Source organism: Mycolicibacterium llatzerense (assembly GCF_000878195.1).
GTDB classification, from domain to species: Bacteria; Actinomycetota; Actinomycetes; order Mycobacteriales; family Mycobacteriaceae; genus Mycobacterium; species Mycobacterium llatzerense.
In genome coordinates this window covers 12,212-35,416 of sequence record NZ_JXST01000026.1, presented here as the reverse complement: position 1 = coordinate 35,416, position 23,205 = coordinate 12,212, and the positions used below count along the sequence as shown (strand labels likewise).

Below are 23,205 nucleotides of genomic sequence, written 5' to 3'. Positions count from 1 at the left end.
AACACCTGAAGGAGAACGATGAACGGCGCACAGGCACTGATCCGCACACTGGTCGACGCCGGTGTCGACGTCTGCTTCGGCAACCCCGGCACCAGCGAGATGCACTTCGTCGCGGCGCTGGACTCGGTGCCCGAGATGCGTGGCGTGCTCTGCCTTTTCGAGGGCGTGGTCACCGGGGCCGCCGACGGCTACGCGCGCATGGCCGACAAGCCGGCGGCCACCCTGCTGCACCTGGGGCCGGGCCTGGGCAACGGCATCGCCAACCTGCACAACGCCCGACGGGCCTATTCGCCGATGGTCAACGTCGTCGGCGACCACGCGCTGGGGCACAAGAAGTACGACGCGCCACTGGAATCCGATATCGACGCCATGGCCGGCACGGTGTCTGGCTGGGTGCGCCGTTGCGAAAAGCCGGTGGACATCGCCACCGACGCGCTGGCTGCCATCGAGGCCGCACAACTGGGACAGGTGGCCACGCTGATCCTGCCCGCCGACGTCTCGTGGACGGAAGGCGCCGAGCCGTCGGCGGGGGAGCCGGCCACGGGCCCGGCGTCGTTCGACTACCGCGCCGGCGTCGACCCGGATGAGCATGAGCTGCTCGACGCCGGTGCCGAGGTCTTCGGAACCGGCACCGTCATGCTGCTGGGCAGCTCGGCGTGCCGCGAACGCGGCCTGCGTGCGGCCAGCCGGATCGCGCAGGCGACGGGGACCAAGGTGCTGATCGAGACCTTCCCGGCCAGGCTGGAACGCGGCGCTGGACGGCCCAACTTCGAACGGCTGGCGTATCTCGCCGAAGCCGCCCAATTCCAGCTGACCGGTGCCGAGAACCTGGTGCTGGCCGGCGCCCGGTCCCCGGTGTCGTTCTTCGCCTACCCCGGCAAGGCGAGCGACCTGGTGCCCGTCGGTTGCCGGGTACACACCGTAGGTGGCGATGTCGTCGAGCGGCTGGAGGCATTGGCCGATGCGGTGGCACCGGGTGGCGAGCCGGTGTTGACGGAACTGAAAACGCCTGAGCTGCCGGAAGATTCGGGACTGACGACGCAGAACTGGGTCGACGTGGTGGCGGCGACGCTGCCTGACGACGCGATCGTCGTGGACGAGTCCAATACCAGCGGATTCCTGTTGCCCCAGGCGACGATGAGTGCGCCACGGCACGACCTGTTGACCCTGACCGGCGGGGCCATCGGCTTCGGGCTGCCGAATGCCGTCGGTGCCGCGGTGGCCCGACCGGACCGTCCGGTGTTGTGTCTGCAGGCCGATGGCAGTGCGATGTACACGATTTCGGCGTTGTGGACCATGGCGCACGAGCAGCTCAACGTGGTGACGGTGCTCCTCAACAACGCCGCCTACGCGATCCTGCGGATGGAGCTGCAGCGGGTCGGCGCCGAGGCGGGCGGTCCGAAAGCCGCTGCCATGCTTGACCTCTCGGGCCCGACGACGGATTTTGCGGCTTTGGCGGCGTCCATGGGTGTGCCCTCGGCCAAGGCCACGACCACCGCGGAGTTGGCAGACCTGCTGCGCCTCGGCTATGCCACTCCGGGGCCGTACCTCATCGACGCGGCGGTGCCGCCGCTGCTGTAATCAGCGCTCGGACTGGGGTTCACCGGCCTGTCCGGCAAGGGCAGCCACTGCCCGCAACTGCCGCAAGGCGAACGCGCGGGGGCGGCCTCCCTCGGGTATGTGTACGCCGGCAACGACGCCAGAGATTCCCGGGATGCTGATGGCCTCGCCGGCGCAGCGTCGGCGACGCGGACAGCTGCGGCACAACGCCTTGGGTTCGGCGTCGTCGCCGGCGGTGGCCCACCGGTCCGGGTCGGACAGGCACGGCGGCAGCTGCACCGGAACGGCCGGCTTCTGCAGCATCGCAGTCACTTTCGCGCCTCTCCCCGAGCGGGTACCTCGATGACGCGGCAATGATCTGGACTCAATTGGTTCCCCCAAACCTGAGCAGTGGCGAGTCGGTCGGTGGCCACCCAGGTGGGTGGTCTCAGGCGAACGCGAAACGCAATCGAATGTACCAATATGCTCATATCGTTCACAATTTGAAGGTATTGATCGTCCGTCAAGGCCTATCGGTGAAGCACGTTTTTGCGCATTGTTCACCAAACAAGCGGGGTCAGAAAGCAGTGCTGCGCGGGAGGATGCTCTCCTAATTGCGGGCGTCGCGCAGGTCGGCGATGTGCGGGGGCACCGTGCCGAGTAGATGGGTGGAGTTGCCCGTTCTCGGCACCATTTCCATCGGCTAACCTAGGGGTGTAAACGGCATGTGCACAAGACGATTCGGTTAGCCGAGGATAGGTACCGTGGCCACGTGTGACCTATTTCCGCGGGGCAGTGTCGGCGAAACCGGAGTTGTGTCGGCGCATCATTCTCGGGGAGGGTCGTTATGGCGGTGTCGTCGGAGATTCGGGATGTCGCGTCATTGCCGCTACCGCCGGTGAACCCGCTGCCGTATAAGGAGCGTCTGGCGGCATGCCGCAGTTTTCACACCGGGACCGATGTGTTGCGTGACGCAGGTGGTCCCGTAACTCGCTTCACGTTGGCACCCAGATGGTTGATGGCGCCGCTGGTCGTCGTCACGTCGCCACAAGGTATTCGCGATGTTGTCGCATGCCGTGACAGTTCGATCGACAAAACCGCCGGCGTGACCGTGGAAATGCAGCGTCTCATCGGCCCCAACTTGTTCGTTACTCCTTTCGACCAGTGGAAGTCACGTCGCCGCACTCTGCAGCCGGTGTTCACGAAGCAGTCGGTCAACACCTTTGGTGGCCACATGTCCAAGGCGACCGAATCTGTGTGTGGTGCCTGGCGCGACGGCGGTGAGATCGACCTGGATGTTGAGGCGCGCAAGCTGACCATGCGTGCACTCGGACACTCCGTATTGGGCCTGGAGCTCACCAGTCAGAACGATTCGCTCGCCGCACCGATGCGGGAGGCCGTCAGCTATGCGGTCTCGCGGGCCATCAGCCCGATACGGGCGCCTCGCTGGCTACCTACGCCCGCGCGGCAGCGGGCACGCCGAGCGGCAGCCAACTTGCGTGACGCGGCGCTGGGCATCGTGGCGGCGTGCAAGGCCGATCCGACTCGCAGCGCGCCCCTCGTGCAGCAACTTATCGCGGCGAAGGATCCGGCCACAGGAAAGCCCCTGACGGACAACGAGATTGCTGATGAGTTGATCATCTTCATTTTCGCGGGACATGACACAACCGCGACGTCGATCTCGTATGCGCTGTGGCAGCTCGGGCGAAACCCTGATATTCAGGATCGGGTTGCCGCTGAAGTCTGCGCACTGGGTACTGCTCGGCTCACGCCAGACGATGTTCCTCGACTCGGGTATACCGTGCAGGTCCTCAAAGAGGCGATGAGGTTGTGCCCCCCCGGTGCCACCGGCTCGCGCATGACGACGCGGGATGTCGAGGTGGCGGGCTACCGGATTCCGGCGGGGACGATGCTGGTTGTCGGTCGCATGTCTGTTCAGCGGGACCCGAGCTTGTGGACCGATCCGCTGCGGTTTGATCCCGACCGTTTCACCGAGGAAGCCTCGAAGGCTCGTAACCGCTGGCAGTATGTGCCGTTCGGTGGTGGGCCACGGGCATGCATCGGCGATCACTTTGCGATGCTGGAAGCCACTCTCGCGTTGGCGACCATCGTGCGTCTGGCCGAAATAGATTCTCTTGACGCCGAATTCCCGATGGCTGCACCGTTCACCGTTGTTGCCGGTGGTCCGGTCCCCGCGAGGATCACCCTGCGTTAGTCCGTCTGGGTTTGGCGACCGGGTAGGTGTCGGGAGCGGTACGGCAGCGCCGGTCGATGACCCCTCGACATTGACCGGCGCCGCCACTGGTGTCGGTGAGCGGGCGCGTTGGGTGCTGTCGCGCTCATTCCACGGTCCGCCTTTGCCGGTTGCGGCCGTGGCGGCGACGTCGTCGTGGCCATGTTCCTGGTGAGCCAACAATACCCACGTCACGTACTGCAATACAACACTACCAGCTACCAATACGCGACAATTGTTGTACGTTATCGGGTCATTTTCTGCGGTGTGTCGGCGGGGATGAAGTGCACTCCATGGCGTGCTGGAACCTGCTTTTGACGCGTTCAGCGATCTGGCGGTGCGGCTTCCTGGCAAGTCGGATCGCGCCCAGGCCACTCTGCGGTTTTTCGTGCCGGTGCCGAAGGCCGTGACGCTACGCTCTGGGCCATGGGCGAAGTGATGGACTGGGACAAGGCCTATCGTGGTGAACTTTTCTTGGGGCCACCGCCGTGGAATATCGGCGCTCCACAACCTGAAATCTTGACGCTCGTTGAGCAGGGGGACGTGCACGGCCCGATCCTGGACGCGGGTTGCGGCGTCGGTGACCTTGCGTTGGCACTCGCTGAACGCGGCTACGACGTCACCGGGGTGGACATCTCGACTGTTGCCATCGCCGAGGCTGAAGCCGCCGCCGCAGCGCGCGGGCTTTCGACCGTTCAGTTCCTGCAAGGAGACATGCGCCGTCTCGATGACCTTGGCTTGCCCCACCGTTTCAATACGGTGTTCGACTGCACGCTGTTTCATTCCTTGCCCGTCGACGGGCGCGACGACTACATGCGCGGCATCTACGCCGCCGCGGAACCCGGTGCGGCGCTGTACCTGTTGGTGTTCACCACCGAAGCGTTGCCGCCGGACTCCCCATTCCCGATTCCGAATTTGGTGACCGAAGCTGAAGTCACCGAGGCGGTCGCCAAATACTGGTCCGATGTCAGGCTGCAGCCCGCTTCGGTCGCGGTCAAGCCGCCGGAGTTTCCGGGACACCCTGAACGCAATTTCCCTACCGATGAATTCGGGTTGACGAACCTTCCGGCGTTGTTGCTTGCGGCCCGAAAGCTGTAGAGCGCTGAAGTTTCCGCGCCACAGTGCTACTCGGTTCGCCCGTCAAACCTGGTGTGTTGGTGACCACGTTTCAGGGCGCGCGCCGTGCTTGTGGCGCCGTGTCAGGTCAGGGTTGGTCCTGGATGGGGGCCTTGGGCTGGAATGCGCCATGCCGTAACAAACCGGTGATGGTGTTATCCCAGCGTTCCAATTGCTCGCCATCGTAGAAAGACTCGCCGAGATACCGCTCGATATGCCGACGCAAGATCATGGGTCCAACGCGGAGGATCAGCGGGTTGAGAATCAACCATTTGTAGTCCAGGTCATTGAGGACTTCGCCCCGTTCGACAAATTGCTTGCCCTGCGCCTCGCTGATGGCGGTCAGTCCATCGAATATCACTTCGCCGATTGTTGAACCTGAATCGATCTCTACGAGCGCGCGTGCCAGATAGTCCATGACGCGGGGATGATCAGCGATCAGGCGGGTCATGCGCCTGCCGGCCTCTTCGAGGGCGCCGTTGTCCGGCATCGCCTCCGGCTCGAGGCCTTCGGCGAGTACTTGCAGGACGTAATTGTCGACTGTTGCAGTCAGATCCGCTTTGGTGTGGAAGTGGTGCTGCACGGCGCCCACCGAGACCCCGGCTTGTTCGGCGATCATGCGGAACGACGCGGCGGTGATTCCGTGCTGCGCGTACACCGTCAGTGCCGCGTCGAGGATCTTTTCCTCGGTGGATGGTTCTGGGGGTGCGGGCGGCTTGTACGGAAATAGCCGGGTCTCTGCCACACATCGACCATACAGCTATCTTGTGGAAGAATATAGCCGTATCGGTGAGCAGCATATACATACTGCTCCTATCGAATTTTGAATATACCCAAAAATGGAAGGGCTGCGAGCGATGGCGGCATGGCAAACAGCGTGTAACCAAGCCTCCGCCGCCGGCCAATCCCGGTAGCGGACCATGCCCGACATTGTTTATGAGGATGGCACCGGTGGTCCGGTACCCGCTTACCTCGCAGTACCGGGCAACGCCGGTCCTTGGCCGGGCGTGGTGGTCGTACAGGACGTCCTGGGGATGACCGCCGACCTGCGTCGAACGGCCGACCGACTCGCTGAGAACGGCTATCTGGCCTTGGTCCCCGGCCTCTACGGCCGCGGTCCAAAGATCAAGTGCATGATCAGCACCATCTACGCCGCCGTGGTAGGCCGGGGCGGCGCCCAGCAAGCCCTCATCGCTGCTCGCGACCACCTTCTTGCCGACGGGCGCTGCACGGGAAAGGTTGGGCTGGTTGGTTTCTGCATGGGTGCCCAATTCGTCGTCCACCTCTCGCCAGGTGGACTCTTCGATGTCAGTGCACCGAATTACGGTGTCCTCCCGCGTGACCTTGAACCGCTGAAGGAATCGTGCCCGGTGGTCGCCAGTTTCGGCGCCAACGACCGCATCGTGGCCCGCGGCAGCGCGGCCAAGCTTGACGCCGCGCTGGCCCGTGGTGACGTACCGAGGGACATCAAGGAGTATCCGAACGTCGGACACAGCTTCATGAACGATTGGCGGTTGCCCCCGGCGATGCGCAAGATCGAAAGCGCGGTCGGGTTGTCCTACTTCGCCGACGAATCCGAAGACGCCTGGAAACGTATGACAGACTTTCTCGAAAGGCACCTGGCATAGCTCCCGTCTCCGGCTGAAGGGCACTTGCACGGCAATGGCCGATCTCAACGACGCTCTGCCCGATCCTGGCCAGCTGCCCCTGGTTCCCATGAACCCACTACCGGTGGGCGAACGAATGAAATGGGCCCGCCAAAACCACCACGGGCAGGTCGTACTGCGTGAGGCCGGTGGCAGCATTACGCGAGTAGGGCTTGGACCACGCTGGCTCGGCCCCAGCATCGTGTTCGTCATGACGCCTGAAGGTGCGCGTGATGCGCTGGCGCGCAACAACGACGCATGCGATCGAACGCTCGTCCATCACGAGATGCGGCGGCTGCTCGGGGACAATCTCGCCGATCTGCCCAACGCGCCCTGGCTGTCCCGCAAGAGGACGCTGCAACCCGTGTTCACGCGACACAGTGTTGCCGCATTCGGGGCGCACATGTCCGGGGCGGCCGCGACGATCAGCGACAGTTGGCCCGACGGAGCCCAAATCGACCTGGACGCCGAAGCGCGTCGGCTCACCATGCGAGTCCTGGGACGTTCGGTGCTCGGACTGGACTTGGATGATCGCGCCGAAGCCCTGGCCGATCCCCTCAACATCGCCCTGGCCTACGTCGCCGATCGGGGCATGCGGCCCGTCCGCGCCCCCTGGTGGCTGCCCACCCCGGCGCGACGTCGCGCCCGAGCCGCCACGGAAACGCTCCGCCGGCTCGCCATGGACGTCCTCGAATCCTGCCGCGCTGACCCGACCCGCGATGCGCCCCTCGTACACGCACTGATTGCCGCCACCGATCCCGAGACCGGCAACGCGCTCTCTGACCTGGACATCTGCAACGATCTCGTTGCGTTCATGGTCGCCGGCCACGACACCACGGCCACCACCATCGCGTACGCCCTGTGGGCGCTGGGGCGACACCCTGAAATTCAGGACAAGGTGGCCCAGGAAGTCACCGCCATCGGAGGTCATGACCTAACTCACGAGGATGCGCCCCGACTCGAATACACCACGCAGGTCCTGCGCGAGGCTCTGCGCCTGTGCCCGCCCGTGGTGGTCGCGGGACGGACCGCCCTGCGGGATATCGCCGTCGACGGCTACAAGATCGAAGCGGGCAGCATGGTCCTGGTCGGCATCTTCGGCATGCAGCGCGACCCGAAACTGTGGGCAGACCCACTGCAATTCGACCCCGGCCGGTTCAGCCCGGAGAACATCAACGATCGCGACCGTTGGCAGTACATCCCATTCGGTGCGGGGCCACGAACGTGCATCGGAGATCACTTCGCCGTACTGGAAGCCACCCTCGCGCTCGCCACGATCGTGCGCGCCGTTGAAATCAATTCTCTGACAACGGACTTCCCGCTTGCCGTGCCCTTCACGATGGTCGCGGGCGCGCCGATCCCGGCGCTGACGCGTAGGCGGCGATGAGCCCGGCGATATCTATTCGGATAGCCGGACTCGGGTGACGCTGCGCCGGCTCGTGACGGCCGGCGGTGGGGCGGTGCTCAGCCGCAGGATCAACGCGATCCTTTCGTCGGCACAAATGCCGGCCAGGTCGATGAATTCGCGTTGCAGTCTGCCGAGTTCGTCGGCGAACCTGCCGGACAGCTTCTCGAGGTCGGCAGGGTCATGCGCAAACAGCCAGACCGGCGAGATCGGTTGTACGGCCAGGCCGCGCTGCTGCGCGTGTACCCAGACCGACTCGGCGGCCGATCCACCGACGGCATAGTCCCGCAGCGAGCCGCCGGTGACGGTGACGACGGCCAGTGCCGAGCTGCCCGTGACGCGGCTGCGCATCTCATCGCCGAGTGCATCGCCGGCATTCCAGTCGGCCAGCTGGGCCATCACTTCGGGCCGGCGCAGCAGTTCGAGCATGACCAGACCGCCGTCGTCGAAGCCGAGGCTGTGCACATCGATCCCGGCGTCCGGATCGGGATCGCCAGGCCAGCGCAGCTCGGCGATCATCTCCTGATGCAGGTGCGGGGTGAGGAAGCGGATGCGGTCGGAGGCACCCAGAATCTCTGCGGCCGAAGCCAAATCGGCGGAGTCAGTGATGAGCCGCAGGTGCCCGCCCTCGCGGTCAGCGGCGGCGGTCAAAGCCCCAGCTAGGTCGTCGGTGATCGGCGTGGGAATGCCCTTGTCCCGATTGGTCTCGCGGACCAGCACCGCTCCGTACAGGTCCGCGAGGTCCTGCGAGCCGCCGGCGCCGTACCAGAGTGTGGCGTGCAGTGGTGACCACGACCCGCTGGGATGCTCGTCGACGGTCACGGGTCCAAGGATGCCGTGGTGGGCGGCGGCCACCCGCGCGTTGAAAACCGCCGCTCCCACGGCGACGGCGCTGCCCCGGAACCCGACGTCGATTGTCGGGCTGTACTGCGGGGCAAGGCAAATGGCGATCTCGTCCTCGCCGGCTTCGATCAACCACGGCTGAACGTTGCCGCCCGACGGGGCGCGCATCGCGGCGACCGCGACCAGACCTGTGACGCTGGAGGCGACGAGTGGTTGTTCCGTCGGCGAGACGGGTCGGGGTGCGGCCATGGCCGGTTCTGTCAACTGGTCGAGGCACGATCCGATGTCGATGCGGCACCGCCCCGAGCGCAGCTCCTCACCAAGCCCGATGCGGCGCACGGCTTCACTGACCGCTGACGCGCCGATGATCACCTCGGAGGCCACCTGCGGCCAGGTGGCCAGGGTGCGTTCGAGTTCGATCAGCGACGCCGCCGTGCGCGGCGAAAGCTTTTCGGCTTCCAGATGACGCAGGATGTGCGGAATCTTGTCCTTGCTGCTCATGCCCGGCAGTAGGCCGATATCGAGCGGGCCGAGCAGCCCGTGCAGGATCGGGCGGTTGGGCTCGTCGTCGAACCTCTCGACGTCGACGATGCCGCGGTCACTGGTGGCCATCAGTACCGGGATGCGTCGGTGCTTGGCGGCGACGCGCACGATCGCCTTGATATCGAGCGAATCACACTCTTCGACAAGGACATTCAGTCCGTCGAGGAAGTCATCGACGGTGTCGGTGGTCAGACCTCCGAGGAATACCTCGACCGGTAGATAGGGGTCGAGTTCGGAGATGCGGCGGGCTGCGGCGACTGCCTTGTTGAGGCCGATGTCGAACACGGTGGCCGGTATCCGGTTGAGGTTGGACAGTTCGATGCGATCGAAATCTGCCAGTCGCAGGCGCCCGCAGAGACCTTGGGCGGCCAGGGTGTGAGCGATCACGTGTCCGACGCTCAGGCCGGCGACGCCGACGGTGAGTTCGGCCAGGCGAGTCTGTTCTTCGACGGTGATGGTGTTTCGGTTGCGGTCCAAGCGCAGTGCCTTGAAGCCGACCGGACCCAGGATCGAGACGAGGCTTCGCCGCCACGGGTACCAGGCCCAGCGGCCGGGTTCGTCCAGGAGCGCCGCAGCGGGGCTGGGGCGTAGCCGGCGCAGGTTCTCCAACTCGGTGCCGTGGTGGTCGAGGACCTGGATGTACGGGTCGGATCGAAGTCGACCCAGAGTGGCCGCGTCCGCCGCGTTGGTCGGATCGAGCAATTGCGGGCGGTATTCGTCCGCGTCAGATGGTTGCATTGTCGACTCTCAATTCAGCGCAACGCCCGTCAGCATTGTTTGCGTCGGCTATCCGGTGCGGAGCGGGCCGGACGGGCATTTCATCGGTGTCACCGACCAGCCAGAGGAGAAACGCGTTGATGTGCGCGTTCAAGCACGAATCGACTTGTCCTGCAGCCTCGATCGCCCGCTTGCGCAGTGTTTCGTCGGCGCGATAGATACCGGCAGGCACTCGATGCTGGCTCGGCATTTCCTCACTATTGCATAGGTGGATATCCACCGTCGAGACCGAGAAACGCCAACGCTGCACCACCACTCGGCAGGCTCAACTGCCTGAGGTCTCCGCAGGCTTTACGGGTGTGCACCGGCGCGCATCGGCTGCCGCAGTGTCGGCTTCTTCAAGAGTGCTTCCGTGGCGTCCGCGTCCAGCGGGCCTGACACCAGAGGGCCTTGCGCGTGGCGGTAACCCATGGCGACCAGTCGTTGCGCCGCGGACTCGGTTTCCAGTCCATCAGCGGTCAATTCGAGGCCGAATGCATCGGCCAGGGCGGCGATCGACCGCACGAACAGTTCATTCTCGCCACCACGATCGAGCGTGCGCACAAATTCGCGACCGACCTTCAACGAGTCGATGGGCAGCTCTTTCAAGCTCGGCAGGAAGCTGTATCCGGTCCCGAAATTGTCCAAAGCCAACCGAACCCCAATGCTCTTGAGCGCCAGCAGAATTTGGCCACAGCGCTGTGCCTCGGCGACCAGCAGGTCTTCGGGCAGTTCCAAGCACAACGCGGCCGCAGGAATGTCGAATTCCGTAAGCGTCGCGGTGAGGTGTTCGGTGAAGCCGTCGGTCACCACCTGGGCGGGGGACAGCTTCACCCGCAGCATCGTCTCGTGCGCCAGTCCCGCGCGGCGCCAGCGCTGGAACTGCGCGCAAGCCAGCCGTAAGACCTCGCGCCCCACGGCGCCACCGAAGTTGGTGGCTTCAGCGATCGGCATGAACTCCTCGCGCAGCAGTGGTCCGCGGGTGGGGTGGTTCCACCGCACCACGGCCTCCACCGCGGCAAGTTCTCCACTCTGCAGATCGACCTCGGGCAGATAACGCAGGAACAGCGCGCCGCTCTCTACGCAGTCATGCAGGTGCACTTCGATGTCGGTTTGGAGCGAATATCGTGCCGCCAGCTCGTCGCTGAACGCGATCACAGTGTTGCCGCCGGCGGTCTTGGCAGCAGTCAACGCATGTTCGGCATACCTGAGCAGGTCGGACACCGAGTCGGTGCCCGGAATCCCAACGGCCACGCCGATGCTCACTCGGTGTCGGATGTAGGTCGAGCCCAGCAGCAGCCGTGCTGCCAGCATCTGGCGCAGCTGTTCGGCGTACTTGTAGGCGTCGGCGAGCGTGGTGGGTACGTTGAGCACCGCGATGATCTCGTCGCCGCCGAGGCGAGCCAGGAATGCCACGTCCGCGGTGTGCTCGCGCAACCGCTGCGTGAGTTCGACAAGAACCCGGTCCCCGGTCTCGTGACCGAGCAGATCGTTGACCGCTTTGAGTTGATCGGGATCGATGTAGAGCGCCGCGACAGGGGCAGGCTGGCCTGCCGCAAGCCGATGCTCGAGGTGGTCGAGCAGACTCCGGCGATTGCGCAAGCCCGTCAGGTCATCGTGCTCGGCCAGGTGTCTGATGGATTCTTGTGCTTCAACCCGCGCCTTGACGTGAGCGAACATGGTGGCGATGACTTTCAGCGCCGTGATCTCGTCGTCTGTCCACGCAAGGTCGCCGTATTTGATGAAGCCCAGTGTGCCCGTTGTGATGAAGCCGTCGGACCCCTCGGTCGTATCCGCAACGTTCATCGGCACGGCGGCTATCGAGACGACGGGGACGGTGGTGCCTTCTTCGATGCGCTGCTGGAATTCATCCGGCTCGGCGCCCGGTCGCAGGATCACGGGCTCTTCGACATGCTCGGCCATCGCGAAGACCGGATCGGCGTCCTTGAAGTACACCGTTCCGATGGGATCAGGGTCCGGGACGTAGGTCCTGATCGGCCACTGAGCGATCAGGATTGTCGCTCGAATGGTGTGATCGTTGTGCCGCAGGAACGCGACGTCCAGCCCGAAATGCGCCGCCACGTCGGTCAGAACCTGCTCGCTGGCAGCGACGTAGTTGTCCGCGTCGGCGGCCATCAGGGTATGAGCGACCCCCTCGACCAGTTCGTTGAGGGCGGTCAGCACTTGATCACGGTAACCAACGAATCGGGTTTACACCCGTCAATTTCGTTCGGTCTCACTGCTTCCGCTGGTAAACCTGCTCAGCCCGGGGTCAGGGACACCGGACACAAAAAACGGGGCGCCCCGAGTGGGGCGCCCCGAATCTTGTTGCCAGTCAGCGGCTCTGGTGCACGCTGCTATCGACCTGCGGCGCCTCGGCCCGCGGGTGGATGTCGTTGACCCAGTCGTGGTGCGAGTAGTCCGCCGATGCGGGTGCGGCCAGTCCGAGCACCGCGGCCACCATTCCGTTTGCCAACAGTGCGGCCAGTCCGAGCTTCTTCATTGTCCCCAACTCCTTGTATCTGAAGCTTTGATGCCTGGTTCAACGGGACGGGCGGCGGGGGTATTTCTGCAGATGGGGTGTTGGCAGCAATTGATCGTTTCTCGGCAGTAATCAGTCGGTAACACGCCCTGTGGATGAATCACGCACTGTGGATAACTCGCTGCCGGGCGCCGGATCCGGGGTCTAGGGCGCCTCGTTATGTCGGTGACAGTGGTCACGGTAGCGGCATGAACACACCACCACGCATGACCCGGGCAGAGATCGGCGCGTTCGGCGAACAACTCGCGGTCGACCACCTGATCTCGCTCGGGATGACGGTCCTGGCCCGCAACTGGCGCTGCCGGTGGGGTGAGCTCGACATCATTGTCACCGAAAAGGACCACGGTGCAGTGGTTTTCGTCGAGGTGAAGACCCGCACCACCACGGAGTTCGGCGGTATCGAGGAAGCGGTGACGCCCGAGAAGGCACGCCGCCTGCGCCGGCTGGCCAGTGTGTGGCTCGCCGAGCAGAACGCCCACTGGCCTGATATCCGGATCGATGTGGTCGGCGTGCGCCTCGGCGGCCGGGAGCCGGAACTGGTGCACCTGAAGGGCATCGGCTGATGGCGCTCGGACGGGCCTACTCGGTGGCCATCCGCGGGCTCGACGGCGTCATGGTCGAAATCGAAGCGGACATCACCTCGGGGCTGCCGGGGGTGCATCTGGTCGGCTTGCCCGATGCGGCGTTGCAGGAGTCGCGGGATCGGGTCCGGGCGGCGATCACCAACTGCGGCAACAGCTGGCCGATGTCACGGCTCACTCTCGGGCTGTCGCCGGCCACCTTGCCGAAAGGCGGGTCGATGTACGACCTGGCCATCGCGGCCTCGGTGCTGTCGGCGCATTTGAAGATGCACTGGGCACGGCTCGAAAAGACGGTCCTGCTGGGCGAATTGGCGCTCGACGGTCGGGTGCGCCCGGTCAAGGGGGTACTACCGGCCGTCATGGCTGCCAAGCGCGAGGGTTGGCCGTCGGCGGTGGTGCCTGCCGAGAATCTGGCCGAAGCCAGTCTGGTCGACGGCATCGAGGTGTGGGGCGTCCGCACTCTCGGGCAGATGCAGGCGTGGCTCAACGGGAAGGCGGGGCTGGACGAGCGGGTCGACACAACGGCGCCGGCCGCCGACGACAGCGTCGACCTCGCGGACGTGGTGGGGCAGACCCAAGCCCGGTGGGCGGTCGAGATCGCCGCCGCGGGCGCCCACCACCTGATGCTGACCGGGCCGCCCGGGATCGGGAAGACAATGCTGGCTCAACGGCTTCCGGGGCTGCTGCCCGACCTGACCGACGACGAGGCGTTGGAGGTCACCGCCATCCATTCGGTGGTGGGCCTGCTCACCGGCGATACGCCGCTGATCACCCGTCCGCCGTTCGTCGCGCCGCACCACACGTCCAGTGTCTCGGCGTTGGTCGGCGGCGGTTCGGGGATGGCGCGGCCCGGCGCGATCAGCCGGTCGCACCGCGGCGTCCTGTTCCTGGACGAATGCGCCGAGATCGGGGTCAGCGTGCTCGAAGCCTTGCGAACGCCGTTGGAGGAAGGACAGATTCGGCTGGCCCGCCGCGACGGCGTGGCGTGCTATCCGGCCCGTTTTCAGCTGGTGCTCGCGGCCAACCCTTGCCCGTGCGCGCCGCCGAACCCGCGGGACTGTGTGTGCCCGTCGGCCGACCGTCGTCGGTATCTGGGCAAGCTCTCCGGGCCGTTGATGGACCGGGTCGATCTGCGGGTCGACATGCATCCGGTACTCGCCGGGGCGTTCGGCGACCACGCTGCGGAATCCACCAGTGATGTCCGTGCTCGCGTCGCGGCGGCCCGGGCGGCTGCGGCCGAGCGCTGGCATGACGTCGGGGTGCGGACCAACGCGGAGGTGCCGGGGCCGCTGCTGCGCCGTAGATTCCGGCCGAGCCGGGATGCCATGGCGCCGCTGCGCAAGTCGCTGGATTCCGGGCGGCTGAGTATCCGCGGCGTCGATCGCACGTTGCGGGTCGCATGGTCGTTGGCGGATCTGGCCGGCCGAGATTCACCGAGCCTCGAGGACGTCAGCACGGCCCTGAGTTTCCGTGAGGGGGATGCGCGATGAGTGCCGACGATGCGGAACGACGGGCGTGGGCGTACCTGTCGCGAGTGGCCGAGCCGCCGTGCCCTCGGTTGACGACGCTGGTGGCCGACTGCGGTCCGGTGGAGGCGGCGGACATGATTCGTCGCGGACAGGAGGACAAGGACCTCACGGGGAGCGTGGCCGCCCGTCGAGAGGTCGATTGTGCCGCCCGGGATTTGGAAATTCTGGACCGCCGGGGTGGGCGGCTGATCACACCCGATGACGATGAGTGGCCGTACCTGTCGTTCGTCGCTTTCGCGAGCCAGGCGGTGATGGATCGGCCATCCGGCTATCCGCCCATGGTGCTGTGGGCTCTGGGTCCGGCCCGGTTGGATGATGTCGCCGAACGAGCGGCGGCGATCGTCGGCACCCGGGCGTGCACGTCGTACGGTGAGCATGTCACCGCCGAGATCGCGGCGGGACTCGTCGAACGCGACGCCGCGGTGGTGTCGGGCGGGGTGCTGGTTCTATAGCCATTGGCTTGTTGTTGTTATGCTCCTGCCACCCTCGGGCTGGGAGCCAACATGCAGACATGGTCGGTTGTGCGCTACGACATTGATGTGCTCGCCGCAGATTGGCCGACGGAGGTCACGGGTCCGATTCCTGATATCGGAGACGTGTTGGCGCGTTGGCGGGCCGTTGACGGACAGCGCTTCCTCATACGCAACGATGGGTTTGTCGACGTACGAGTCAATGCCTTCCTGTCTTCAGCTCGCATGCGAACGCTAGCGAGTAACACAAACCGTGACTACGCACAGTCGCTGTGTTTGTGGCTGAACTTCTTGCAGACCAGCGGACGCGTGTGGTCTGAAGCGACCGAGGAAGACGCAGAGGATTTCGAGTTCTGGAGGCGCACCGACCCGAACAACCCGAGTCTCGTTGGTGCTTCTGCTTTTTCGAAGGATATTGCAGCGTGCAAAAAGTTCTATTCGTGGACAGCGGAGAGGTTTGCAGATGTCGTCGACGTCTTCCTATACGTCGCTTCGCCGCCGTCCAAGCGGTCGGCCAGAGTTCGATGGCTCGATCCTGCCGCGGTAGATCGATGGCGCGACGTTGGGTTGCGTGGCCGCGATCTCCACGGGCGCAGGGACCGCTCGTGCCGTACTCGAAATGAGCAGCGCGATGTCGCATTTTTTGACGGACTTTATGGAACAGGGTTGCGGCTGTCGGAATGGGCCTCGGTCACGATCGATGAACTTCCAACGCTCGGTGCGGACCGGCCTTTCTACAAGTGTCACCTGGCCGACAAATGCGCCAAAGGTGGCTATGGGCACCCGTATTGGATGCCGCGGCACGTGCTTGCCGGGATGTATGCGTACGCGGAGGGTGCCCGTGCCCGAGCTATCCGCGGCGCCCAAGACAGCGGCCGCTATGCGGAACTGAGCGATACGATCGAGGTGGGTGACGCGAAGCGTCCCGGATCGGTGCGACTGCCCGACGGCAACGGCGGATTCATCGATCGCGCCTGGAATATCACTAGTCTGGCGTTGCGCCGCAGACTATTTCGCCGCACTCCAGCTGGTCTTGAGCCACTGTGGTTGTGGCTGAACGAAAATGGCCTCCCGCGCGACCCACACGGATGGCACCACACCTTCGCTGAGGCCAACGACCGTATCGCAGCGCAGGGTGTGGAGAACTTCACCTGCACACCGCACATGCTGCGACACTCTTTCGCCCTGCGGTGGTTCTCGGTAGGCAAATTGGTCTATTCGTCGCGACTGGGCCACCTTTCGGACGTGGAGGCACGCGACTTCCGAGTCCAATTCGGTGACACCTGGCATCTGGTGCAGACGATGTTGGGACACCGTCGAGTCGAAACCACCAGGGACGTATACCTGGAACCGTTCCGAGCGCTCGACGTGGAGGTGTTGCTGGCCCAGACACAGGGATTGCCGGTGTCGGGATTGCTGGCCGAGCTTTTCGACAATCACTCGATGGTTCTCGGAGATCCGGTGGCGCGCCGATGAATCGTCGTGGTCGTGCCGCGCGGCTTCCTGAATCTGGCTCTGCGACACTGCGCGGTGTTCTCACCGACGGAACCACGGTACGTTGCTTTGAGGACGGTAATAGCCAGCCGAAAGACTTCGACTGTTCGCTGTTGACGGTGAGCCCAGAGCTGCAGCGCATGTTTGCCGAGGCGTTCGCCAAACGCACCGGACCCGGCAGCGGTCTACGGTCAATGTCGTCGATCGGGGACGCGTTCCGATCGATGCGTCTGTTCACGCGGTACCTCGCGGGTTTGCCGCGTCCACCCGCCCGCAAGGCGGACCTACTTCCGCGCCACATCGATGGCTTCTTGGCCGCGCGTCGCGCCGCGGGTGCGCCAGCGAAGCTCACCGAGGAGCTGCGCGGAGTGAAAATGATTCTACGCCAGCTTGATTCGTGGGAACCGGCCATGGTGGCCAAACTCGCCGAGCCCCACCCGCGGCCGCGGCGTTCAGGTAAGCGCCACGAGAGCTACAGCCGTGCCGAGTTCCTGCGGATAGCGTCTGCTGCACGCGCGGACCTGCGGCGGGCCGCGCAACGCATCCGAGGCAACCGCGTGCTGCTGGAGCAGTACCGGTCGGGTCACCTCGACGATCCAACGCGCCGGTTTGAGTTGCTCGACTACGTGGAACGTCATGCCGACGTGCCGCGCCGTGGCGGCGACTTCCCAAGCAAATCGCAGCTGACGGCCAAGTGGGTGCGTGGTTTCGGCGGGACCCGGGACATCATTCGCTGGGCACATCTGAGTCCGCTGGAAGTGAGCGCCGGTGCAGTGCTGCTGGCTGTGCTGACCGGCCAAAATCCGTACGTCATCATGAAATGTCCGGCACGGCATCATCGTGCCGACGGCAACGCAGGCGGACCCAAGACCGCGATTGTCGAGATGCGTAAGCCCCGCCGCGGCAGCCGCGCCGACATGGATGTGGCCCTTGCCGCCGTTCCAGATTGGATCAGCATCCCTGACGACCCTACCGCGATGTCGCGCCGCGATGAACTGCACACCGCCTTCGGCGTCTACATGTTGCTGTGTGAGCTGACCGCGTCGAGCCGGCGGATCGAGGGCAGCGGCCGACTGATGGTTGCCTACTGCGCAAATGGGCACAACGGTCGCGGTATTCGTGCGCACGGCTCGGCCGAGGGATGGGTTAGGCCGTGGTCGCGCCAACAGGGCCTGCTGTGTGACGCGGTCCAGGGCGCACCTGCCAAACCATTGGAAGTGTCGCTGGTTCGATTGCGGATGACATACCTTGAGCTGCACCAGAAACCGGTGGCACACACCGAACAGACCCTCGTCGATGACTATCTGGGGCGAAACCGCGGCAGCCTGGTTGAGTACCGCCGCGTTGTCGCTGATGCCTTGCAGGACCAGGTGGCCAAGGCTCGTGCACTGCCCCTCATGTCCGCGCTTTCGGCGGCCGAAGTTGCTCAGGCGCACGCCGACCCGACGACTTTGGCGTCGGAATTATCGTTGTCCCACACCGATGTTCGCCGGATGCTGAAGGGCAAGTTAGACACCGTGATGAATGCGTGCATTGACAATCAGCACGGGCCATACGGTGACACGGGCCAACCCTGTAGAGCCTCATTCATGCTGTGCCTGAGTTGTCCGTGCGCTCGCGGGTTGCCTCGACACCTACCGGTGCAGACGTTGGTGCTCGACCGTCTCGCTGAGCGTCGCCACCACATGACTCCGTTGGCCTGGACGACCCGGTTCGCACTCCCGCATGCCCAGTTATCCGATCTGCTCGCTGGCTTCGACGACGAGCAGCTCAGTGCAGTGCGAGCAGCAACCACCGATGCCCATCGAGAGATGGTGGGCCGCTTCCTCAACCGAGAACTGGACATGCGATGACGACGCAGCGGCGGCACGCAGCGTTGCACGACGACCACGTGGAATGGCCTGACCCATCCACGACCGTGCTCTTGCGGCGGGTGCTGCGTCCAGATGCTGATCCGGCCGGGCTGTCTCGGTACGCAGACGACGTGTGGCACTTCGATCAAGGAATCTTCGAGGAGAGCTCGAAGATCATCAGTATCAACTTCAAACTGGCACCAAAACCGTTGCGAGAAGCGGTAAAGCACTACGTGTGGGTCCTGGTCAACACCGACCCGCCAATGCAATTGCGGCGCACAACGGCCACTCGCCCGTCGTTGTACACCGTCAGGATGTGCTGGTATCCGCTGCGGATCTTCCTCAATTGGCTTCACAAACGCCGTGTTGGGCAGTTCTGCGATGTCACAGCCGAGATGCTGGACGAATACTTGGTATATCTGAGCCGCTACCAGGACAGCGTGGGACAGATGCACCGATGCGTCGTCGAGGTCCGCCGCCTCTGGGGGTACCGCTCGGTGCTACCGGAATCAATGCGGCTGCCCGAAACGCCGCCCTGGGGCGGTGATTCGGCCGGAGCGCTGTTCGGCAACGTCCGCTCGTACATGGAGAACCTCACCCCACGTATCAATGAGGACACCATGGGAGCACTGCTGCTGTGGGCGCTGCGATTCGTCGAAGATTTTGCCGACGACATCATCGCCGCCCGCGAGGAGTTCGTGTTCCTGCATGCACGCGGGCCGGACGTGACGGCCGGGCACGAACCGGATCGGCCACGATTGCCACAAGGCGGGGCCATCAAACTGGTCACCGACTACGCCGAATCGGTTCGGCAACAGCAAGGCTTGTTGCCGGGCAGGATCAACGACGCCGGCGAGCGGGAAATCAACTATCCGTTTATCGGCAGGCTGATCGGGGTCCCACGGCTACCACGGGCGTCCTACGCGACCGCCCAGTCCGCGCTGGCCTCCTCCGGTCTGCCGATCGATGACGACGCATACCTGTCCACTCTGGTCACCGCCACCGTGGCGGGACGGCCGTGGCATCCCGGACGTTTTTCCTACAACCAGACTCGCTACCTCGTGCGGCATTTGCACACCGCCGGCCTGATCGTGGTCGCCTACCTCTCAGGTGCTCGGCCCGCGGAGGTGTTGAACCTGCGTCGTGGCTGCGTCGACCGTGACGATGCCAACGATATGTACCTGATGTCGGGCGTGTACTTCAAAAATGCCGTCGACGAGCACGGCAACAAGGTGCCCGCCGGTCTGCCGCGGGCTGATCCTTGGGTGGTGGTGGCGCCTGTCGCGCGAGCGATCGAGGTACTTGAACGGCTCCATGACGAAGACCTGCTGTTCACCAACCGCATTGACCTGAGCCGCAATTACGTGCAGCGCCGTACCGGGGGATTAGCCTTCAACACCCAGGTCGCCACCGACAGCGTGCACCGGTTCATCGATTTCGTGGACCAGCTGTGTGCTCACCACCGCATCGACCCCATTCCGTCGGACCCACACGGCCAGCTGACCATCAGCCGGTTTCGTCGAACGCTCGCGTGGTTCATCCGCCGCCGGCCTCGCGGGCTGGTCGCCGCATCGATCCAATACGGTCACGTGCATACCCGCATGATTCAGGGTTACGCCGGTGCCTACGACTCGGGCTTCCCCGACGAGCTGGCATTCGAGGACTACCTTGCCCGGTTGGAACAATTCGCTGATGATGAACAGGCCCTGAGCGACGGGGAACACGTATCCGGACCGGCCTCACAGACTTACCGCCAGCGTCTGAGCGCCGCCAACGGTCGATTCGCCGGATATGCCCTGACCAGCAAAAAGCAGGCTCGCGATCTGCTGGCCAACCCTCTACTGCAGATCTATCACGGGGAGGGAATGACCTGCGTGTTCGACGCGACGAAGGCCGCGTGCCAGCTGCGGGGGGCTCGCGACGATCCGCTGGTGACACCCGACGTCGACGACTGCCGGCCCGGCTGCCGCAATATCGCCCGGACCGATCGTGACCTGGAGACAGTCCGCCGACACCGAGATCGGCTTGCCGAAACGGTGGCCGATCGTGCCGCCCCACCACTGCGGCATCAGCGAGAACAACGAGAACTCGCTCGCATCGACATGATCATCAGGGAGCACGATGAAGGCCACTGAAACCGACCCTGTTCGCAAGAAGATCCTCGCCGCCATGGACCGCTTGATGGCGGGCAAACCGCTACGCTCCACCGGACGGCTCAACGTCTCCCAGCTGGCCATCGAGGCCGGTGTGGCGCGGTGGCACCTCACCCATCAGCACGTCGATCTCAAAGAGATGTTTCAAGCGCGCGTCCGCAACGAGGGTAGGACGCCGGCTCCGTTCCAGGGCACCGCCGCCGCATTCGATGATCTGCAAGATGCACATCGAGCGCTGCTAGCGCACTGCGCCGAACTGGAGCAGAAGATCAAGCTGTACGCCAACGTGATCCAGCTGCTGGCCACGGAACGAGCGACGAGCACGCAAAGCCGGCCGGTGACCGATATTGCGTCACGTCGAACACCGCCGCTCCAATCGGCCGCGAGGCGCCCCAAGCGCAACGTAACCTCGTCGCGCGAACGCAAGCAATAGCACCGGATCACCGTTGGGCGACAAGTTGGGCTTGGTCGCCCGGCGGCGCTCCGCGGTCGGCGCTGGATCAGCGTGACTGAGGTGATCCGGTCAGGCGTGCGTGCAGGTCGGTGACGCGTTCGTTCGATGCCTTCGACGCCGCGTAGGGATGGTTCGTCGGTGTCCCAGACTTCGATGGGGTGCCGCCGACCGGGTCGACGTGGGCTTGGGTGCCGACGACGACAACCAGGTCCGCCGCGGTGCGACTGCTGTTCACCGAATTCGGCGAGTACCTGAAATCGCCAGCGGCACAGTCTTCTACAAGCACGACGACCTGATGGCCGTTATCGACGCGCATCGCACCCACACCAGCGCCACCACCGTGACGCCGGCAACCTGGCCGCGACAGCAGCATCGTGGCCGCACTGCGCCGCAAGATCACCGCCCAATCAGACGAGATCAGAACACTCAAAACCACCGTGGCACAACAACAAGCCATGATTGAACTGCTCTACGGGCAACTCGAAGACCGCCACTAGGGCACCACCTGAGCGTGACCGCGCGCAGCGCGGCTCATGCACCTGTGGCGTCGGCGCTTTCGGTGGGTGCTGGCGAGATGCGGCGGTGGGCGCTCAGGAAGTCATCGACGATGGCGACACAGTCGTCGTGACCCATGACGCGAAAGCCGGTCATGCGGGCGAAGGCCAAGGGGCCGACCAGTTGGCACAGCACCCGTTCCAGGTCGAAGTCGCCCAGTTCGGCGCGGGCCTGCTCGCTGCGCAGCAGGGCGTCGAACGGTTGGCGGTACTGGTCGATGACCAGGGCCCGGACGGCGCCGGCCGGGTATTGGTCCTCGGTGGCGGGTTTGGTGGTGGTCGGGCCCAGTGCCAGCCAGGCCAGGGTCGTGATGTGCAGCGGGGCGTCGTTGAACAGCGTTGCCTGCCGGGAGAGCAATTCGATGAGCTGTTCGCGCAGCGGTCCGCTGCGTGGTGCCGGAGGGGTCACCTGCGGCAGCAGCCGCTCGAAGGTCGCGGCCAGCAGGTGCGAGGAGGTTTTGAAGTGGCGATACAGCGTGGTGCGGGCCACCTTGGAGGCTTTGGTGACCGAGTCGACGGTGACCGCTTCAACGCCGCCGGCATTCAGCAGGGCCGCGGCCGCCTCCAGGAGCCGGTTGCGTGACCGGATACGCCGCGGGTCCACATCATCGTCATCATCAGAGCCGTCGGCGCTGAAGTCGGGCCACTCACTCACAGTCACTCACTTTATTGTCCGCAGCCTCCGGTGTGGCGAATCGTCGATGCCCACACCCCAGGACAGCTATGCTACCGCGTGTAGCGCAGCGAAACCGCCTATACCAGGAGATGTGGGATTGCCTGATCACACCTGGCTATCAGCGTTTTTGGCGCCGCGCACCCCGATCTGCCGGGGATGGCTGTCACCGCATCGGCGCCGGCTCGGGACGCAGCGATGAGAGGCGCGGCAGGCCTGTCGGCTCGCGATGGCCGGGACATCGCGATCCTCGATGCCGCCGTCTCGGTGGCCTCGATGGGCGGCTACGACGCAGTACACATGCGCACGGTCGCCGAGCGCACGGGCATCGCCGTCAGCTCCATCTACCGCCGCTTTCCCTCCAAGACCTATTTGCTGGTCTGCGCACTAACCCGCGAGGTCGAGCAGGTGCAGGCCCTGCGCGACTGGTCGGCGGTGCCCGGCGGCCCCCAGCAGCGACTTGTCGCGCTCAGCAACTGCCTGCACGAGCAGTGGCAGCGTGATCTGCCGCTGACCGAGGCGCTGACCCGGGCGCTCGTCGTTGCCGACAGCACCGCGGCCGCCGAGGTCGAGCGGACAATGGCGGTGCTCAACAGGCTGCTAGCGGCCGCGCTGGGCGGCCCGTCCCCGTCGCCGCGCAACCAGCAACTGGCCTGCCTACTCGGCGACGTGTGGTTGGCCAATCTGGCCGCCTTCATCAGCGGCCGGGTGCCCGCCGCCGCCGCCCGGGACAACATCGACCGGGCGATGGCTCTCATCCTGCGCGCCCAACCCGCCACCATTGCCCCACATCGCTACACGGTGTAGCGTTTCGATACTGC

The 23,205-nt window shown here is 64.8% G+C and carries 21 protein-coding genes and 1 pseudogene; 14 read left to right on the top strand and 8 right to left on the bottom strand.

The window, feature by feature from the left end; genetic code table 11:
• The first annotated feature begins 18 nt into the window (after positions 1–18).
• Positions 19–1,581, top strand: a complete 1,563-nt coding sequence (locus TL10_RS18425) for an acetolactate synthase large subunit (protein WP_043986756.1) — start codon at positions 19–21, stop codon at positions 1,579–1,581.
• On the opposite strand, the gene TL10_RS18420 is transcribed toward TL10_RS18425, so the two are convergent.
• Complete coding sequence (locus tag TL10_RS18420) at positions 1,582–1,863, bottom strand: WhiB family transcriptional regulator (protein WP_043986755.1); 282 nt, start codon at positions 1,861–1,863, stop codon at positions 1,582–1,584. It lies immediately after the preceding gene.
• 523 nt (positions 1,864–2,386) lie between these two features.
• Between TL10_RS18420 and TL10_RS18415 the strand changes: the two genes are divergently transcribed.
• Both TL10_RS18415 and TL10_RS18410 read left to right on the top strand, forming a co-directional pair.
• Positions 2,387–3,754 (top strand): cytochrome P450, encoded by a 1,368-nt coding sequence (locus tag TL10_RS18415; RefSeq protein ID WP_043986754.1) that lies wholly within the window; start codon positions 2,387–2,389, stop codon positions 3,752–3,754.
• A 444-nt stretch (positions 3,755–4,198) separates the two neighbouring features.
• Positions 4,199–4,870 (top strand): class I SAM-dependent methyltransferase, encoded by a 672-nt coding sequence (locus TL10_RS18410; protein WP_043986753.1) that lies wholly within the window; start codon positions 4,199–4,201, stop codon positions 4,868–4,870.
• A 106-nt stretch (positions 4,871–4,976) separates the two neighbouring features.
• Here the strand turns inward: TL10_RS18410 and TL10_RS18405 are convergent, their stop codons facing one another.
• Positions 4,977–5,633, bottom strand: a complete 657-nt coding sequence (locus tag TL10_RS18405; RefSeq protein WP_043986752.1) for a TetR/AcrR family transcriptional regulator — start codon at positions 5,631–5,633, stop codon at positions 4,977–4,979.
• A gap of 175 nt (positions 5,634–5,808) precedes the next feature.
• Here TL10_RS18405 and TL10_RS18400 point away from each other — a divergent pair, with 175 nt between their 5' ends.
• Complete coding sequence (locus TL10_RS18400; RefSeq protein ID WP_043986751.1) at positions 5,809–6,516, top strand: dienelactone hydrolase family protein; 708 nt, start codon at positions 5,809–5,811, stop codon at positions 6,514–6,516.
• Between the two features lie 34 nt (positions 6,517–6,550).
• The gene (locus tag TL10_RS18395) at positions 6,551–7,921 is read left to right on the top strand and encodes a cytochrome P450 (RefSeq protein ID WP_043986750.1); all 1,371 of its coding nucleotides are present in this window, start codon (positions 6,551–6,553) and stop codon (positions 7,919–7,921) included.
• Between the two features lie 12 nt (positions 7,922–7,933).
• Here TL10_RS18395 and TL10_RS18390 read toward each other — a convergent pair whose 3' ends face one another.
• The 4 genes from TL10_RS18390 to TL10_RS31470 all read right to left on the bottom strand — a co-directional run bounded on the left by TL10_RS18390 (position 7,934) and on the right by TL10_RS31470 (position 12,584).
• Positions 7,934–10,063 carry an Rv1355c family protein gene (locus TL10_RS18390; protein WP_043986749.1) on the bottom strand — a complete coding sequence of 710 codons (2,130 nt, stop codon included), beginning with the start codon at positions 10,061–10,063 and terminating at the stop codon, positions 7,934–7,936.
• Positions 10,050–10,358, bottom strand: a complete 309-nt coding sequence (locus TL10_RS18385; protein WP_131630763.1) for a hypothetical protein — start codon at positions 10,356–10,358, stop codon at positions 10,050–10,052. The genes TL10_RS18390 and TL10_RS18385 overlap by 14 nt, the downstream gene beginning before the upstream one ends.
• A 35-nt stretch (positions 10,359–10,393) precedes the next feature.
• Positions 10,394–12,265, bottom strand: coding sequence for a putative bifunctional diguanylate cyclase/phosphodiesterase (locus TL10_RS18380; protein ID WP_052506455.1), 1,872 nt, complete (start codon positions 12,263–12,265; stop codon positions 10,394–10,396).
• A gap of 151 nt (positions 12,266–12,416) precedes the next feature.
• Positions 12,417–12,584, bottom strand: a complete 168-nt coding sequence (locus TL10_RS31470; RefSeq protein ID WP_192830262.1) for a hypothetical protein — start codon at positions 12,582–12,584, stop codon at positions 12,417–12,419.
• Positions 12,585–12,829: 245 nt separating this feature from the next.
• Between TL10_RS31470 and TL10_RS18375 the strand changes: the two genes are divergently transcribed.
• The 7 genes and pseudogenes from TL10_RS18375 (at position 12,830) to TL10_RS18345 (ending at position 21,136) form a co-directional block, all read left to right on the top strand.
• Positions 12,830–13,186 (top strand): YraN family protein, encoded by a 357-nt coding sequence (locus TL10_RS18375; RefSeq protein WP_043986747.1) that lies wholly within the window; start codon positions 12,830–12,832, stop codon positions 13,184–13,186.
• The gene (locus TL10_RS18370) at positions 13,186–14,694 is read left to right on the top strand and encodes a YifB family Mg chelatase-like AAA ATPase (protein WP_043986744.1); all 1,509 of its coding nucleotides are present in this window, start codon (positions 13,186–13,188) and stop codon (positions 14,692–14,694) included. Before TL10_RS18375 ends, TL10_RS18370 begins: the two co-directional genes overlap by 1 nt.
• Positions 14,691–15,170 (top strand): annotated as a pseudogene (locus TL10_RS18365) (DNA-processing protein DprA); the annotation flags it as partial. The gene TL10_RS18370 and the pseudogene TL10_RS18365, both read left to right, overlap by 4 nt.
• Before the next feature lie 66 nt (positions 15,171–15,236).
• Positions 15,237–16,679 (top strand): site-specific integrase, encoded by a 1,443-nt coding sequence (locus TL10_RS30675; RefSeq protein ID WP_110789130.1) that lies wholly within the window; start codon positions 15,237–15,239, stop codon positions 16,677–16,679.
• Positions 16,680–16,810: 131 nt separating this feature from the next.
• Positions 16,811–18,550 carry a hypothetical protein gene (locus TL10_RS18355; protein WP_131630762.1) on the top strand — a complete coding sequence of 580 codons (1,740 nt, stop codon included), beginning with the start codon at positions 16,811–16,813 and terminating at the stop codon, positions 18,548–18,550.
• Positions 18,547–20,685 (top strand): hypothetical protein, encoded by a 2,139-nt coding sequence (locus tag TL10_RS31545; RefSeq protein ID WP_043986743.1) that lies wholly within the window; start codon positions 18,547–18,549, stop codon positions 20,683–20,685. The genes TL10_RS18355 and TL10_RS31545 overlap by 4 nt, the downstream gene beginning before the upstream one ends.
• Positions 20,672–21,136: a hypothetical protein gene (locus TL10_RS18345; RefSeq protein WP_020103727.1), complete on the top strand. Its 465-nt coding sequence runs from the start codon at positions 20,672–20,674 to the stop codon at positions 21,134–21,136. Before TL10_RS31545 ends, TL10_RS18345 begins: the two co-directional genes overlap by 14 nt.
• A 67-nt stretch (positions 21,137–21,203) precedes the next feature.
• On the opposite strand, the gene TL10_RS31735 is transcribed toward TL10_RS18345, so the two are convergent.
• Positions 21,204–21,530 carry a hypothetical protein gene (locus tag TL10_RS31735; protein WP_036421526.1) on the bottom strand — a complete coding sequence of 109 codons (327 nt, stop codon included), beginning with the start codon at positions 21,528–21,530 and terminating at the stop codon, positions 21,204–21,206.
• Between the two features lies 1 nt (position 21,531).
• Here TL10_RS31735 and TL10_RS31990 point away from each other — a divergent pair, with 1 nt between their 5' ends.
• On the top strand, positions 21,532–21,654 hold the full coding sequence (locus tag TL10_RS31990; RefSeq protein WP_020103725.1) for a hypothetical protein: 123 nt from the start codon (positions 21,532–21,534) through the stop codon (positions 21,652–21,654).
• A gap of 34 nt (positions 21,655–21,688) precedes the next feature.
• On the opposite strand, the gene TL10_RS18335 is transcribed toward TL10_RS31990, so the two are convergent.
• The gene (locus tag TL10_RS18335) at positions 21,689–22,366 is read right to left on the bottom strand and encodes a TetR/AcrR family transcriptional regulator (protein WP_020103724.1); all 678 of its coding nucleotides are present in this window, start codon (positions 22,364–22,366) and stop codon (positions 21,689–21,691) included.
• A 177-nt stretch (positions 22,367–22,543) separates the two neighbouring features.
• Between TL10_RS18335 and TL10_RS18330 the strand changes: the two genes are divergently transcribed.
• On the top strand, positions 22,544–23,191 hold the full coding sequence (locus TL10_RS18330) for a TetR/AcrR family transcriptional regulator (RefSeq protein WP_110789129.1): 648 nt from the start codon (positions 22,544–22,546) through the stop codon (positions 23,189–23,191).
• Positions 23,192–23,205: the final 14 nt, after the last annotated feature.